A 15,649-nucleotide genomic window follows, 5' to 3' on the forward strand; every position below is an offset into this window, starting at 1 on the left:
CCTGGCGACGGCACCCCCTGTGGAGAACATGTGAACCACCCGGCCGGGGCGCGCAGGTGGGGTGTGCGGATGCCGCGAGGGCGTTCTCACCAAACCCCCTCCCCGGGTGGCCTGAACGTACCTTGTTGCGTCAACTGCCAACACATCAAGGTGGGTTGAGCACTTGAGCATCAGGAGTCACAAGCGCGCTGCTTGACCCGGGCGACCGAACAGCCCCGGGTGATGACGGGGGACTTGATGCGGTGCGCACGGCCGCCGTCGACCGACGCGTGTGGCCTGTCCGCGCACCGCTACTGGAGTGTCTCCCCCCGCCATCTCTTGATGCCTTCATCCCGGTGCCCGAGACAGGGATAAGGAGGGGGAATGCCGATGAGCGCGGTGAGCGCCACCAAGCCGACGTATCCCGGCGTCTACGTCGAAGAGCTTCCCAGCAGCACCCGCACGATCTCGACCCTGACCACATCCGTGACCGCCTTTGTGGGTCACACCCGGCGGGGTCCGCTGAACGAGCCGGTGCGTGTCACCAGCTTCACGGAGTTCGAACGCCGCTTCGGCGGCCTGAGCGCGCAGAGCGCCGTCGGCTACGCGGTCCACCAGTTCTTCGGCAACGGCGGCACCGTCGCGGTGATCGTCCGTGTCGCCAAGGCCGGCAGCGGTAAGGCCGCCTGCGCCACCCTGGAGTCCACCGAGGGCCACAGCGAGAGCGGCGCCCTCGAGGTGCACGCCAAGGAACCCGGCGTATGGGGCAACGGCCTGCGCGTCGCCGTCGACCACGACACACCGAACCCCGAAGGAACCTTCAACCTGCGCGTCTACGACGCCAAGGGCGAAGCCCGGGAGAACTTCACCGGCCTGTCCATGGACACCTCGCACGGCCGCTACGCGCAGACCGTGATCAACGCGGGCTCCCGGCTGATCCGCGTCGAGGTCGTCGGCGAGGGCCGCCCCGACCCGTCCGGCACCGTCTCCAAGCCGTTCGGCGATGAACTGCCCGACCTGGCCGTCGACCTGACCGTCAAGATCGGTCAGGTGGAGCGCGAGTTCACGCTCTATGACAGCGACTGCGACGGCGAAGCCCCGTGTAACGTCGCCGAGTTGGCGCTGCTCCTGGAGCGCAAGCTGCGCGCCCTGCCCGACGCGCCGGGCAAGCACGCCTTCGCGGGCGCCGAGGTCACCGCCTTCGGCCGGCGCATCCAGGTCGTCGCCGGCTCCACCGACCCCGAGGACGTCGTCCGCTTCCTCGGCCAGTGCGCCAACGACCTGGGCCTGGAGGCCTCCGTCAACCCGCCGGTGTTCCCGCTGGCGGGCGGCGAGGACGGTGAGGCGCCCGGTCCGCGTGACCTGATCGGCTCCGAGGCCGGCAAGACCGGCATCCAGGCGCTGCGCGGTGTCGCCGACGTCAACCTGTTGGCGCTGCCCGAGCTCGCGGCGTACGAGAAGACCGAGGACCTGCTCACCGTCGTCTCGGCCGCCCAGCGGCTGTGCGCGGAGCGGCGGATCTTCCTGCTGGTCGACGCGCCCAGCACCTGGGTCAGCGTCGACACGGCCCGCGCCGGGCTCGCCGCCTTCGACGCGGTCCGCGGCAACCACGCCGGCCTGTACTTCCCGCACCTCCAGCTCACCGACCCGCTCACCGGCCGGCTACGTTCCTTCCCGCCGTCCGGCGCAGTCGCGGGCGTCATCGCCCGTACGGACTCCGAGCGCGGCGTATGGAAGGCGCCGGCCGGCACCGAGGCGCGGCTCGCGGGCGTGCACTCGCTCACGGTCAGCCTCACCGACCGCGAGACCGGCCTGCTCAACCCGCTCGGCGTCAACTGCCTGCGCACTTTCCCCGTGACCGGCCCGGTCGTCTGGGGCGCACGCACGCTGGAGGGCTCCGACGCCCTCGACAGCGAGTGGAAGTACGTGCCGGTGCGACGGCTCGCGCTGCATGTGGAGGAGAGCCTCCAACGCGGCCTGCAGTGGGTCGTGTTCGAGCCCAACGACGAGAACCTGTGGCAGCAGATCCGGCTCGCCGCCTCCTCGTACCTGCACACCCTCTTCCGGCAGGGCGCTTTCAAGGGCGGCACCCCGCGCGAGGCGTACTTCGTCAAGTGCGACAGCGACACGACGACCGCCGAGGACATCGAGAACGGCATCGTCAACGTCCTCGTCGGCTTCGCACCGGTCCGGCCGGCGGAGTTCGTGATCGTCAAAATCCAGCAGACGTCCGGGCAGTTCGCGCTCTAGGCGTCCGGGAATCTTGGAGAGCTGAAGGAATCCGATGGCAGAGTTCACGGTCAACGCCCATCGCTTCGACCCGTACAAGAACTTCAAGTTCCTGGTCCTGTGGGACGGGCGTACGGTCGCGGGCATCAGCAAGGTCAGTCCGCTGAAGCGGACGACGGAAGTGGTCAAGCACCGGCACGGAGGCGACCCGTCGTCTCCGCGCAAGTCCCCCGGACGCTCCGAGTTCGAGGGCATCACCCTGGAGCGGGGGGTCACCCACGATCCCGAGTTCGACCGCTGGGCCAACAAGGTCTGGCAGGTCGGCGCGGGCCTCGGCTCCGAGGTGTCCCTCGCGGACTTCCGCAAGGACATCGTCATCCAGGTCCTCAACGAGGCCGGCCAGGTCGCCGTCTCGCACAAGCTGTACCGGACCTGGCCCAGTGAGTACCAGGTCCTCGGCGAACTGGACGCCAACGCCAACGCGGTGGCCATCCAGTCGCTGAAGCTCGAGTGCGAGGGCTGGGAGCGGGACTACGAGGTGCCGGAGCCGGAGGAGCCCTCGTTCCTCAACCCAGCTTGAACTGACGGTAGTTGAGGGAATCGGGGGGAGAGATGGCGATCGCCGGTGCGGCCGGCCTGCTGGCCACCTGGGAAGCCGGGCTGGCCGAGGCTCCGGTCGGGCGTGCCCTGCTGCTGCACCGCACCGCACGGCCGGACCTCGACCCCGCGCACCTGCCGGTGCTGCCGCTGGGGGAGCGGGAGGCCGACCTGTTCGCCCTGCGCCGGGCCCTGTTCGGGGAACGGATGCAGGTGCGGCTGGAGTGCACGGCGTGCGGGGCGGACATGGAGTTCGACCTGGACGCCGGGGAGTTCGCACGGTCCCTGGGCGGCGCTCCGGACTCCGTCGTCCGGGTCCGGCAGGACGGCTGGGACGTCGAGTTCCGGCTGCCCTCCGTCGCCGACCTGACGGCGGCGGCCCGGGCGGCGGAGCCGCGTACGGCCCTGCTCGCGCGATGCCTCGTCTCGGCGGTGCGCGACGGGTCCGCCGTGGCCGCGGACGACCTGCCCGCGCCCGTGCAGCGCCGGATCGCCGAGGCGGCCGAGGCCGCCGACCCGGGCGCCGACGTGACGCTCAACGTGGCCTGCCCCGAGTGCGGGCAGGCCACCCGGGCCGAACTGGACATCGCCTCCTACCTCTGGACCGAACTGGACGCCTGGGCACGGGACGTGCTCCTCGACGTCCACCTGCTCGCCACCGCCTACGGCTGGAGCGAGCCAGAGATCCTGGCGCTCAGCCCGCTGCGGCGCTGCTACTACCTGGAGCTGTGTGCGGATGTCTGACGCCGACGGGACGCCGGTCCCCGACTTCCTGGACCGGCTGATCGCCCGCCACACCCCGGCCGCGGCCGGCCCGCGCCCGGGCGTGTCGCGGGTGCGGCCCCGGCTGGCCGGGCCGTTCGAACGGGTGGAGGCGGTACGGGGCACGGCACCGGAGGCGGACGACGGGTCCGGCCTGCTGTGGCCCTCGGCCACGCCGTCCGCCGACGCGCAGCGGGACGTACCGCGTCCGGCGGCGGAGGTGCGGCTGCGTACGGAACGGGAGCGGACCGTCGTACGCACCGAACGCGCCCCGACGGACGGAGACTTGACACCGCGACCCGCGGTACGGGCCGTGCCCGAGACGCCGCTGCTGCGTCCCGTCGCACCGGTCGCCCCGGGGCCCCGGCCCGCGCCCGACGCCGCCCGGCGCGGCCCGGCCCCGCGGCGTCCGGAGCACGGCTCCACCCAGAGCGCCGCGTCCGTACCCACCCCCCCGGGTGCGGACGCCGCTTCTCCCACCGTGTCGACCCCCCTGCGGCCCAGCGCCGCGGACACGGCGGCGGCACGCGACGCCGTACGGCAGGCCGCGGCCCGGCGGCCCGGGCGGGCCCCCGAGCAGGTGGTGCAGGTACAGATCGGGCGGCTGGAGGTGACGGCCGGACCGGCGCCGTCCGGCGGCGGCACCCGGCAGCGGACCCCCGAACGCGGCCGCCAGGGAGCGACGTTGAGCCTCGCGGACTATCTGGCGCGCGGGCGGGAGTGACATGCGGCACGAGACACCCAGAGGAACCGAGGAACGGACGTCATGAGCAACGCACTCGCCATCGCGCATGTCACCCAGGCCCTCGCCCTGCTGATCGAGTCCAACCTGGGGCCGGAGTTCGGCGAGGCCGTCAAGGTGGAGCCGCGCAAGCCGCCCGCCGAACCGCCGGCCGAGCCGACCATCTCCGTCTTCCTGTACCAGGTCACGCCCAATACCTCGCAGCGCAACAACGACCTGCCGACCCGCGCACCCGACGGCCGGCTGATCAAGCGGCCCGCCGCCGCGCTGGACCTGCACTACCTGATCAGCGCCTACGGCGAGGAGACGGAACTGGTCGGACAACGCCTGATCGGCGCCGTGGTGCGCGCCCTGCACGAGATACCGGTGCTGCCGAAGGACGTCATCGAACAGGCTGGTGAGCGCCCGTATCTGACGGGCAGTGACCTCGTCGAGGCGATGCAGCGGGTGCGCTTCACACCGATGGTGATGGACATCGACGAGACGTCCAAGCTGTGGGGGATGCTCCACCAGACGCCGTACTCGCTGTCGGTGGTCTACCAGGCGTCCCTGGTCTTCATCGACGGCCGCGAGACGCCCGTACCGGCGAAGCCGGTGGAGCGGCCGGAGGTACGGGTGCTGCCGTTCGGGGCGGAGGGGGCGCCAATCCCTCCGGGGGTGGAACCGGAGGCTGGCGTGCCGTCAACTAGTCCACCGGCAAGCGCTGTTGAGGCGGACGCCTCGGATCCGACAGGTCCCAAGAAGGCCGCGAAAGCCCCTGCGAAGACGCCCGCCAGGACGGTCGCCAAGAGCCCCGCCAAGAAGGCACCCGCCAAGGCGACGGCACGCGGCCGTAAGACGGCACAGCCGAACAAGTCGACGAGGGCGCGGGGCACGGAGACGGGCGGCGGGTCCGAGGCCACGGAGGACTGAGACGACATGACGACGACGGGGGCGGGTGAGGACATGGGGACGAACGAGCCAGGGGCGACCGGCGCGACCGGCGCGAAGGGAACGTCGGGCGCGGCGGGCGCACGTGATGGCGGCGCGGCGCTGATGGCGGAGATCCGGCGCGTCCTGGCCCGCGTCGACGCGCACGCGGCGGGAGAGACCGGTCAGGGCGCGGAGCCCGGGCGGGCCGACGCCCCGGTGCCGACGGACGCCTCCGTCACCGAGCCCCTCGGCGCCCTCGTCGCCTGCTTCGGGCTCACCCCCTTCGAACGCGACCTGATCCTCCTCACCGCCGCCGACGAACTGGACCCCACGACCGCCGCCCGCTGCGCCGCGGCCTGCGGCGATCCACAGCGGGCGTACCCCACCTTCTCGCTCGCCCTGGCCGCCCTGGCCGAGCCGCACTGGAGCGGGCTCACGCCCGTGGCGCCGTTGCGGCGGTGGCTGATCGTCGAGTTGGACGACGAGTCGCGGCTGACGACGTCACGGCTCCGGCTCGACGAGCGCATCCTGCACTTCCTGCTGGGCTCGCCCTATCTGGACGCCCGGCTGCACGGACGCCTGCGCCGCGCGCCCGTGCCGGACCGGCTGCCGCCGTCCTACGACCTGGCCGCGAGCCGGGTCGCCGAAGGCTGGACGACGGTGGCGGGCCCGGACGTGCCGCCGGTCGTCGAGGTGACCGGCGAGGATCTGCGCAGCCGCGCCGACATCGCCGCCGCGGCGGCTGCCCGTACCGGGCTCGGGGTGTACGTGATGGGTGCCGAGGACGTTCCGGCGGACCCCGCCGAGCGTGACCGGCTCGCCCGGCTGTGGCAGCGCGAGGCGATCCTGCTGCCCGCCGCGCTGCTGGTGGAGGTGGGCGAGGTGGACCGCGACCAGCGCGCGGCCGTCGAGGCGTTTCTGGCCGGGGCCGCCGTACCCGTCGTGGTGTCCAGCGAGGACCCGCTGCGCACGGACCGCCCGCACGGCGCGCGCGTGCCCGTGCCGCGTCTCGACGACGAGGAGCAACTCGCCCTCTGGGCCGACGCGTTCCACCCCGTCGCCGACCTCGACGACACCGAACTCCGGTCCCTGATAGCCCAGTTCCAGCTGCCGCCGCACGTCGTACGCTCCGCGGCCGCCACCGTACGCCGCCGCCTGCCCTACGAGGACCGGCTCGACGCCGCCGAACTCGCCTGGCGGGTCGGCCTGGAGGAGGCCCGGATCGGCATGAACCAGCTGGGCCGCCGTATCGAACCGCAGGCGGGCTGGGACGACCTGGTCCTGCACGACCGGCAGACGAGCGTGCTGCGCGAGATCGTCGCGCATGTCCGCCAGCGGGCGACCGTCCACCAGGAGTGGGGATTCGCGGCCACCTTGCGCCGCGGCCTGGGCGTCACCGCGATGTTCGCGGGCGGCTCCGGCACCGGCAAGACACTCGCCGCCGAGGTGATGGCGAAGGAACTCGGCCTCGACCTGTTCGTCATCGACCTGTCCCAGGTCGTCAGCAAGTACATCGGCGAGACGGAGAAGAACCTCCGCCGTGTCTTCGACGCCGCCGAACGAGGCGGCGCGCTCCTGCTCTTCGACGAGGCAGACGCGCTGTTCGGTAAACGCAGCGAGGTCAAGGACAGCCACGACCGCTACGCCAACCTCGAAGTCAGCTACCTGCTCATGCGCATGGAGGCCTACCGGGGCCTGGCCATCCTCACCACGAACATGAAGAAGGCCCTCGACACGGCCTTCCTGCGCCGCATCCGCTTCGTCGTGGACTTCCCCTTCCCGGCGGAAGGCGAACGAGCGGAAATCTGGCGCCGGGTACTGCCCGCCCAGGCCCCGACGAAGGACATCGACCCGAACCTCCTCGCCCAGCTCACCGTAGCGGGCGGCTCGATCCGCAACATCGCGCTGTCCGGCGCGTTCCTGGCCGCCGAGGAGGGCGACCGCCTGCAGATGCGGCACATGCTCGCGGCGGCCCACACGGAGTATCTGAAACTGGAGCGCTCCCTGACGCCGACGGAGGTCCGGGGATGGGTGTGATCAGGAACGCTCAGCACGAGAACCCCCGCGAGATCCGCGTGGAGATCGGCGAACTCGCCCTCCACGGCTTCCGCGTGGACCCGGACCGGGTCTCGGCCGCGTTCGAGGACGAGCTGACCCGGCTGATCCGCGTCCACGGCGTACCGATGGCGACCGACGGCGCCCTGACCGCCGACACACTCTCCGGCCTGCCCCCACTGCCGGCCGGCCTGTCCGCCCGCCGCCTGGGCCAGGCACTGGCCCGTGCGGTGCACGAGGGCCTCAGCGGCCACGGGGAGGTGACCCGGTGAACTCCCAGTACCAGGAGGCAAGTTCCGAGCAGACGGCCGAACAGCGCCGCCGCAAGCGCAAGGAACGCGCCGCCAATTCCCGTACGCCCGAACCCAAGGACATCGTCAGTGGCGCCGGACAGCCTCTCGACCCCGGCATACGACGGGAGCTGGAGGAGAGGCTCGGCCACGACCTGAGCCGCGTACGCCTGCACACCGGCCGCGACGCCGGACACCTCACGGACCTCCTCGGCGCGGACGCCGTCGCCGTCGGCCAGGACATCTTCTTCGCCGAAGGCACCTTCAAGCCCGGCACCGACGAGGGCCGCCACCTCCTCGCCCACGAACTCCTGCACACCGTCCAGAACCCGCACGGCCTCGGCGCACTGCGCGCCGGGCGCGAACTGGGCGCGGTGAGCCTGCCGCAGCAGGCCATCGAGCGGGAGGCTGAGGCTGCGGCGCAGGATCTCGTACGGCAGCCGGAGCCCGGCTCCGCCGCCGAGTCGACGGAGATCGAGGAGGGCCAGGCCACACCCGGCTGGCTGCGGTACGCCACGGCCGACGCCGACCGCCGCCGTATGGAGCAACTGGACCCGGCGACCATCGTCGACCGCATGGCCAACACCCTCCTGCGGTCCCTGCGCGGTGACCCGGAGGACCGGTCGGGGCGGGTGCGGTTGCAGTTGGCGCGGATGGGGCCGCAGGTGCAGGACATCGTCCTGGAGCGGCTGGAGCTGCGGCTGCCGACGCCTGTGCTCGACCGGCTGTTGGAGGCCGTGGAGGAGACGGAGCAGGCCGGACCGCTGCCGACGGAGGCCGCCGCGGCCCCGTTGGCCGTGCCCGGTGCGGTGGAGGAGGTCGAGGAGGAGCGCGAGCGGGAGTCGGGCGAGGAGCGGCAGGAAGAGGACGAGCGCGCGGACGGCCCCCGGGAGGAGGGCGACGGGCGGACCGCCCCCGCTGACGACCGGAAGGACGAGGACGCCCAGGGCCAGGAGAGCGACGCGTCCGGCGGGCAGGGCGCTGCCAGGGATCGTGAGGAGGCGGCTGGGCGACAGCAGGAACGTTCCCAGGACCAGCAGGAGGACCGGCAGGCCTCCGGTCAGGGCGCACAGAAGGACGCCGCGGACGAGCGCAAGGACGCGGCGAGCACCGAGAAGGAGCAGAAGGAGCAGGACCAGAGCGAGGAGCGGGAGGCGCAGGAGGACACGGACAGCGCGCAGGACGAGGCCGCGCCGGAACCGGAGGAGCAGGCCACTGAGCAGGAGCCGCAACAGGCCGAGGCTGTCCGGGAACAGGCTCCCGCCCCGGCGGCGGTGGACCGGAGCGGAGCGGAGCCGGGAGAGAGGCCGCGCACCGGCGGTGACATCGGTGCGGCCCGTACCGTGGGGGATCCGGAGAACGAACAGGACGCTGACGACGAGCCGTTGGGGCTGGATGCGGAGTCCGCCGAAGGCGACACCGAACCGGACGCCGACGAAGAGGCGGGCCGTGCGCCCGACGCCGACACCGAGGCGTCGGGAGAGGACACGGCGGTCGACCCACGGCTGTTCGAACGGCGTAAGAGGGGAGCGCCCCGTGCGCCGACCCTTACGTTCTCCGATGGCCCGTCGGTTGCGGACGAGGCCCAGGAAACGGCGGAACCCGAGACCGCCCCCGACAGCGCCGCGCGCACCGACGAGGACCGGGCCGTCCAAGGGCTCCTGGACGGCATCACCGCGGACCAGGACTCCGCGGCGGACGGGGACAGGCTGGCCGGGGCCGTGGCATCGCCGGGTCTCGGAGCACTGGAAACGTCCGTGTCGATCACAGGGAAGGACGCGGACAAGGAGCGGACGGAGGAACGCCAGGAGGATGCCGAGGCCGCGCGGCGCGACGAGGAAGCACGCGCCGCCGACGGTGCCGGACAGGACACCGCGCCCGCTCCCGGTGAGGCAGCCGGGCCCGGACAGTTGGCCAAGGCGGACGAGGACGCACGTACCCAGACAGCGGGCTCGCCGTCGGGCAGCAAGGGCGCGTCGGACGGCGGGAGCCGCGGCGAAGAAGCAGGCAGGACGGCATCGGAGGCGGGCGCCTCGGGCCGGAGCGGGACGGAGGCCGGCGGAGGCGGCGGGAAGGACACGGGCCAGCAGGCCGACAAGGGCACAAGCCAGTCCGAGAACGCCACCGGCCAGGACGGGAAGGGCACGGACCAGGGCAAGGACGGCACACAGCCCGCCCCCACCACGCCCCCTTCAAGGGACCAGGACTTGACCGACGGCAACGGCAACGCCACGGCACCCGGCCCCGTGACCGGCCCCGACAAGGTCTCCACCCCGGGACCCGACACTGCCCTGAAACTGGCACCGGGCCACGGCCCCGTTCCCATGTCCGCCGGACCGGAGGCGAAGACCAACGCTCCCAAGGCCGCCGAGGCGCCGGCATCCGGCGGGTCGACGGGAGGCTCGACAGGCTCGCGCGCCCAGCCGACGGGCAGCAAACGGCAGGCGGCGCGGAAGGCCGCGAAGACCGCTCGCAAGGGTGGCGGGGGCGGCGGCCGTACGGCATCCGCACCCGCACCTGTTCGGGCCGGTGGCCGCGGCGGCAGCCGTAGCGCCCCGGCCGGCGGTTCGAAGGCCAAGAAGGAGGCACCCGCCCCGGACGTCTCCAACGCCACACCCGAGTCGGGTCTGGCCACGGCGGGATCGCTCAAGCCGCACCAGGCGTTGGAGACGCTGAAGGGCGTCGACGGCGCGGTGGGCCGTTCGGTCGAGAAAGAGCGCTCTACGCTGCGCAAGGCGCCGCCGAAGACGCAGCGGCCGTCCGGTTCACCGCGCACGGTGCCCGGCGGCCCGACGCCCGCGGCCCCCGGCACCTACACCAACGCGAAGGTCGCCCGCACCGAGGCCACAGCGGGCAAGACACCCGAGATCACGGGCGAACAGAAGCCGGAAGGCGAGGTCCCGGGCGCGAACGTGCCCGAGCCCAGCTGGTGGGACATCGCCCTCACCATCGGCGCCCAGCTGTTCGGCAAGCTCCTCAAGGAGATCCTCCCGCTCGACGACCTGATCGACTCCATCCTCGGGCTGCCCACCCAGGACGAGGGTCTGCAGAAGGCCAAGGTGGGCGACGCCCCCCGCCTGCCCCTGGAGAACGACTCCGACCCGCAGCGCACCGACGAGCAGAGCGGCAAGCTCGACGAACGCAAGACCGAACTCCACCGGGCAGGGCGTGACGACGCGGCCCGCCCCATGGGCGAGGACCAGCTCTACCCGGACGTCCCCAAGGAGACCCTGACCGGCAAGGTGCCCGGCGGGAAGAAGAGCGGGAAGGCCGGCGGCCCGCGCTCGGTGTCCGCCGGCGTGCCCATCGAGTCCGCCTCCGCCGTCGCCGAACACGACCGCGGCCCGCAGATCCAGGCCGGCTTCGCCGAGGGCCGACAGAAGATGGGCCAGGAGCGCCAGGCCAAGGACAAGAAGGCCACGGACGACCGCAAGCAGCACGACGAGGACCTCAAGCGCGAGGTCGACGCCAGCAGCAAGAAGCAGTCCGACGCCCGCGACAAGGGCCGCACCGACATCTCCGACTCCCGCGACCAGTGGCGCAAGGAGCAGGACGACAAGGTCGCGGAGATCGACGACAAGAGGGGCAAGAAGTACGACAAGGTCCGCGAAGACGTCAAGAAGAAGGAAGAGGACACCGACAAGGACGTCGACAAGCGCACCGAGGACGACAACAAGAAGATCGAGACGGAGCAGACCACCGCCGAGCAGGACGCGGAGAAGAAGCAGAACGAGGGCAAGGACGACGCCGACAACTGGCTCGAAGAGGCCATCGAGAAGCTGAAGGAGTTCTTCGAGGGCCTCAAGAACGCCATCAAGGGCATCTTCGAGAAGGCCCGCAAGGCCGTCACGGATCTCATCGACCAGTTCAAGCAGCAGGTCTTCAAGCTCATCGACGACGCCCGCAACTGGGTCATCGACCAGATCAACACCTTCGCCGACGCCCTGATCGCCCTCGGCGACGAGCTCCTCGCCGACTACCCGGCGATGCGCGACAAGTGGCGCGACACCATCGACGGTGCCCGCGACTGGGCCGTGCAGAAGGTCAACGAGTTCGCCGACGACCTCAAGGAGGTCGCCGGAAAGCTGCTCGACGGCCTGTGCGGTGCGTTGCTCGCCGGCCTCGACCTCCTGGAGACCGGACTGCTGGCGGCCGTCGACGTCGCCGAGTCCGTCACGGTCGGCGCACTGGAGTTCGGTGCCGCGGTCGTCCAGGGCCTCGGCGAATGGGCGGCCATCTTCAACGACATCGTCTCCGACCCCGGCGACTGGATCAGCAAGGCGGGTGCGGCGGCCGAGACCGGCGCCCGGGATCACCTCTTCGACGAGATCAAGACCGCGGTCAAGGCCTGGTTCAACCAGAAGGTCCAGGAGATCATCGGCATCCCGATGGAGGACTTCCAGGCACTGATCGACGGCGGCGTCACGGTCGACCAGATGGCCCAGATGGCCTGGGACGAAGCGGTGCCCCAACTCCCCGTCATCATCGGCGTGTTGGTCGTCGAGAAGGTCGTCGCCAAGCTCATCCCAGGCGCCGGCTGGGTGATGGCGATCATCGACGCCCTGCAGGTGGCGTGGGAAGTGCTGAGCGAGGTCCTCAACGCCTTCGGGCTCTTCATGGACTTCCTGAAGTCGGTCAAGAGCGGCAACGGCGCGCTGCCCTTCGCGAAGGCGGTCGCCGCGGGTGTCGTGGCCCTGCTCGAGATCGTCTACCAGTTCCTGATCGAGGGCGTCAGCAGGTTCATGGGCAAGGTCGCGGACCGGCTCGGCGACATGCTGAAGACGATCCGCACGAAGAAGGACAAGCCCGGGCAGCCGGACACCCCCGATCAGCCGTCCACACCGAACAAACCGAAGGACGAGAAGCCGAAGGACGACAAGCCCAAGGACGACAAGCCGAAGGACGACAAGCCCAAGGACGACAAGCCGAAGGACGACAAGCCCAAGGACGACAAGCCGAAGGACGACAAGCCCAAGGACGACGACCCGTCGGCCACGAACAAGCCGGCCGACCGTCCGGCCCCGCGCAAGCCGTCCCCGGACAAGACGTCCCGCCCCCAGTCCAAGCCCCGCCCCGGCAAGCGCTCCTCCCCGGAGAAGAAGCCGCGCCCCTCGCACACGACCAGGCCGAAGAAGCGCCGCGACGACGAACGCCGTGAGGAGGGCCGCGACATCAACGCGGCCAGGCGGAAAGCGAAGGACGCGGAGAAGAGGACGCGCGACGAGGACCGGGACCGCCGCGCCACACGCCGTGGTCCGGCCCGTGACACGCTCCGCCCTGACCGGCGCCGTCCTGGCAGGGACCGTACGGACGATCGCGACCGCGATCCCAGGAACACGCGCCCCGACGACAAGCGCCGCACGGACGACCGCCGTCCGGACCGCGACGGCAGGGACGACCGGCGTCGTGACACCGGCCGGGATCGCGACCGCGGCCGGGATCGAGACCGGGACCGCGATGGGGACCGTCGTCCCGGAGACCGTCCCCGCCGCCGGGACCGGCGCGATGACACCGCGAAGCCGGTAAACCTGCCGAAGGTGCCGTTCGCCGACGCTGACGACGGCGAGCGACACACGCTGATGTTCCACGGCCGGGGCCCGCGCGCACCGATGTACATCCACAGCACGCCGCAGGAGGTGCCGCCGTTCATGGCGGACTGGCGCAAGGACCTGGACAAGCCTGAGGCCGAGAATGACAAGGCGAAGCAGTTGGATTACGTGAACTCGGCCGAGGAGGAGTACAAGGAAGCGCTGGACACCCAGAAGAAGATTCCGAAGGAAACCAAGGGGGAGGCGGAGAAGCAGGAGAAGAGGCGGCTTGTTTACAAACTGGAGAAACAGATGAAGAAGTTCGCCGACCAGGCCCGTAACCGCCTGTACTTCGACCTGCCCGAACCGGACTTCCAGCCTTTCAAGGACCACCCGCTCGGCGACCCGGAGAACCCGCGCCGGCGTCCGGAGGAGAACCACATATCCAAGTACCTCGGCACCTCCTCCAAGTCGGTCTTCGGTGGCGGAGGCCAAGACGCCGGTGAGGCGAAGGACGGGCAGCCCCCTGGCTGGACGGACATCAGGCAGCGGGGCCTGAGTGAGGGAAGCCGCTGGGTGCGGATGCATCTCCTGCCGGAGCGGCTCGGTGGTAAGGCGTCCGGAAACAACCTCGTTCCGGCTCGCGGACCGGAGATGAACAACAAGTTCCTGCACGGCATCGAGCAGGAGGCCTACGACGCGATTCCGGACCGGGCGGCGGTCATCTGGTACAAGTCCAGGGCGAAATTCGATCACCAGGACTACCCCCACATTCCCAGCCACATCTACGCGGAGTACGGGGGGTACGACAAGGTCTCCGGGACGGGGAAGAATCGGAGTGACTGGCGGTCCAACGGGACCTCGAAGCCGTTCGGCCTGCCCCACGAACCCATCGCGGCGAACGAGAAAACCCGCCTGTCCATCAATGACGTCGGTCGTCCGACCATCAAAGCCAGACTCCTGGACGGAAAGTACGAGAGCCTGGCCAAGGACTTCGTCGCAGCCCGGGACGATCTGCACAAGACGGGGGGAACCTTCAGCGGGCAGGCTGATGTCCACGCGCTGTTGACGGACCGTCTGAACCCAAAGCGAGCCGGCATCGAGGTACTGAAACGCAACCTGCGGAAGTTGGATCGTGAACGCGAAGTCAACTGGAATTGAGTAACTGTCATGACGGGTAATAACGACACCGTGCTCCAGTTTCCCTTCGAGGAGTGCTGCGACAAGGTTCTGCGGGAGCTCGAAGAAGCCGCCGAACTCGATGTGGAGTGGGCCCGGTTCGGTGAGGTGTCCCAGTTGCTCGCCGAACCGTCCAGCGTCTTCCGGAACCTTGCCGCAGGCGAGGAGCTTCCCCTGAGCGAACGCGTCCAAGGGCATTTCTTCCGGCACGACCGCATCGCGGCGCACTGGCGGCCCCGGCGTGCCGATTCACGGATGGTCGGCGAGTTCAGCCTCACCCACATCATGCGCGCCATCGTCGAGCACTACATGGACGACATCTGGGAAGGTGAGGACGACTGGGAGCGCGAGCTCTACAGCGAACTACGGTTCTTCGACGACACGCCCCGCAGCGGCTCAGGCCGTATGGCCCTGCTGCGTGCCACGCCAGGGGCCATGGACCCCGAGGTCTGGTTCTTCGACACACGCCAGGGCGCCATGCGGATGGAGCTGGACTACCCGGGATATCTGGACGCCGTCCTCATCACCAAGGGCGTGATCGGCTGGCAGTACCTCTACTGCGAGCCGGCGCTCAGCGGTCTGGGCTTCGTGTCCTGCTCTGCCGGACTCAAGGAAATGGTGGAGACCTTCCCCACTCTTTTCCCTGACCACGACTACACGGACCTGCGGGCCCGACTTGAGGAACGCCTGTGACCCGCTACGCCGACATCCCCAAACCCATCCGCTCCGGAATAGTCGTAATCAACCCCGACACCGGCACCCCCCAGCGCATCATCGTCCTCCAATTCAACCCGGACACCCTGGAACGCAGCGTGAGCCCCCAGTCCGCCGGCGACAGCGGCGACGCCGGAGGCGGCGGCACCGGCAGCGGTGACAGGAACGAGGCCCTCCGCCTCAAGGGTCCCGCCCAGGAGACCTGGAAGTTCACGGCCGAGATCGACGCCACCGACCAGTTCGAGGTCGCCGCGCCCGACGGGATCCACCCGCAGCTGGCGACGCTCGAAATGCTGGTGCAGCCGACCGTGGCGCAACTCCGTGCCGCGAGCAAGCTGTCGCAGAAGGGCATCATCGAGATCAGCCCGATCGAGATGCCGCTCACCCTGTTCACCTGGGGCAGCAAGCGCGTCATGCCCGTACGCCTCACTGAACTGTCCGTCAACGAGTCGGCGTTCGACGTGAACCTCAACCCGATCCGGGCCTCGCTCAGCATCGGCATGAAGATCCTCACCGTCAGCGACCTGCCCGCAGGGCACCGCGGCGCCGACCTCTACCTGGCGCACCTCGCCCAGAAGGAACGCCTCGCCGCAGCCGCCCGCGGCGGGAGCTTCGGCTCGCTCGGGCTCACCGGAACCAACGCCGTGATCGGAAGGGGCTGA

The 15,649-nt window shown here is 70.6% G+C and carries 10 protein-coding genes; all 10 read left to right on the forward strand.

From position 1 onward, the window contains the following. The first annotated feature begins 363 nt into the window (after positions 1-363). The 10 genes from OG622_RS42805 to OG622_RS42850 are packed head-to-tail and all read left to right on the forward strand — an operon-like array spanning position 364 to position 15,649. Positions 364-2,229: a phage tail sheath family protein gene (locus tag OG622_RS42805; RefSeq protein ID WP_371582229.1), complete on the forward strand. Its 1,866-nt coding sequence runs from the start codon at positions 364-366 to the stop codon at positions 2,227-2,229. Positions 2,230-2,263: 34 nt separating this feature from the next. Then, positions 2,264-2,788 (forward strand): phage tail protein, encoded by a 525-nt coding sequence (locus OG622_RS42810; protein ID WP_067023001.1) that lies wholly within the window; start codon positions 2,264-2,266, stop codon positions 2,786-2,788. Between the two features lie 32 nt (positions 2,789-2,820). Continuing rightward, entirely contained in the window at positions 2,821-3,549 is a 729-nt protein-coding gene (locus tag OG622_RS42815; protein ID WP_371582231.1) for a hypothetical protein, read from the forward strand. Continuing rightward, positions 3,542-4,291 carry a hypothetical protein gene (locus tag OG622_RS42820; protein WP_371582232.1) on the forward strand — a complete coding sequence of 250 codons (750 nt, stop codon included), beginning with the start codon at positions 3,542-3,544 and terminating at the stop codon, positions 4,289-4,291. The genes OG622_RS42815 and OG622_RS42820 overlap by 8 nt, the downstream gene beginning before the upstream one ends. 42 nt (positions 4,292-4,333) lie before the next feature. After that, positions 4,334-5,221, forward strand: a complete 888-nt coding sequence (locus OG622_RS42825) for a DUF4255 domain-containing protein (protein WP_371582234.1) — start codon at positions 4,334-4,336, stop codon at positions 5,219-5,221. Between the two features lie 6 nt (positions 5,222-5,227). Then, on the forward strand, positions 5,228-7,258 hold the full coding sequence (locus tag OG622_RS42830) for an ATP-binding protein (RefSeq protein ID WP_371582235.1): 2,031 nt from the start codon (positions 5,228-5,230) through the stop codon (positions 7,256-7,258). Further along, positions 7,249-7,548: a hypothetical protein gene (locus OG622_RS42835; RefSeq protein WP_371582236.1), complete on the forward strand. Its 300-nt coding sequence runs from the start codon at positions 7,249-7,251 to the stop codon at positions 7,546-7,548. The genes OG622_RS42830 and OG622_RS42835 overlap by 10 nt, the downstream gene beginning before the upstream one ends. Then, a complete protein-coding gene (locus tag OG622_RS42840) occupies positions 7,545-14,255 on the forward strand; it encodes a DUF4157 domain-containing protein (protein WP_371582237.1) in 6,711 nt (2,236 codons plus the stop codon). Before OG622_RS42835 ends, OG622_RS42840 begins: the two co-directional genes overlap by 4 nt. Before the next feature lie 9 nt (positions 14,256-14,264). Beyond that, positions 14,265-14,966, forward strand: a complete 702-nt coding sequence (locus OG622_RS42845; protein WP_371582238.1) for a hypothetical protein — start codon at positions 14,265-14,267, stop codon at positions 14,964-14,966. Further along, positions 14,963-15,649 carry a hypothetical protein gene (locus tag OG622_RS42850; protein WP_371582239.1) on the forward strand — a complete coding sequence of 229 codons (687 nt, stop codon included), beginning with the start codon at positions 14,963-14,965 and terminating at the stop codon, positions 15,647-15,649. The genes OG622_RS42845 and OG622_RS42850 overlap by 4 nt, the downstream gene beginning before the upstream one ends.

Source organism: Streptomyces sp. NBC_01314, from assembly GCF_041435215.1.
Lineage (GTDB): Bacteria > Actinomycetota > Actinomycetes > Streptomycetales > Streptomycetaceae > Streptomyces.

Bases quoted from the DNA above. Each gene is read 5' to 3' on its own strand.
- OG622_RS42845 (WP_371582238.1), top strand. From the start codon at position 14,265: ATGACGGGTAATAACGACACCGTGCTCCAGTTTCCCTTCGAGGAGTGC.
- OG622_RS42815 (WP_371582231.1), top strand. From the start codon at position 2,821: ATGGCGATCGCCGGTGCGGCCGGCCTGCTGGCCACCTGGGAAGCCGGG.
- OG622_RS42805 (WP_371582229.1), top strand. From the start codon at position 364: ATGCCGATGAGCGCGGTGAGCGCCACCAAGCCGACGTATCCCGGCGTC.
- OG622_RS42810 (WP_067023001.1), top strand. From the start codon at position 2,264: ATGGCAGAGTTCACGGTCAACGCCCATCGCTTCGACCCGTACAAGAAC.
- OG622_RS42835 (WP_371582236.1), top strand. From the start codon at position 7,249: ATGGGTGTGATCAGGAACGCTCAGCACGAGAACCCCCGCGAGATCCGC.
- OG622_RS42820 (WP_371582232.1), top strand. From the start codon at position 3,542: ATGTCTGACGCCGACGGGACGCCGGTCCCCGACTTCCTGGACCGGCTG.
- OG622_RS42825 (WP_371582234.1), top strand. From the start codon at position 4,334: ATGAGCAACGCACTCGCCATCGCGCATGTCACCCAGGCCCTCGCCCTG.
- OG622_RS42830 (WP_371582235.1), top strand. From the start codon at position 5,228: ATGACGACGACGGGGGCGGGTGAGGACATGGGGACGAACGAGCCAGGG.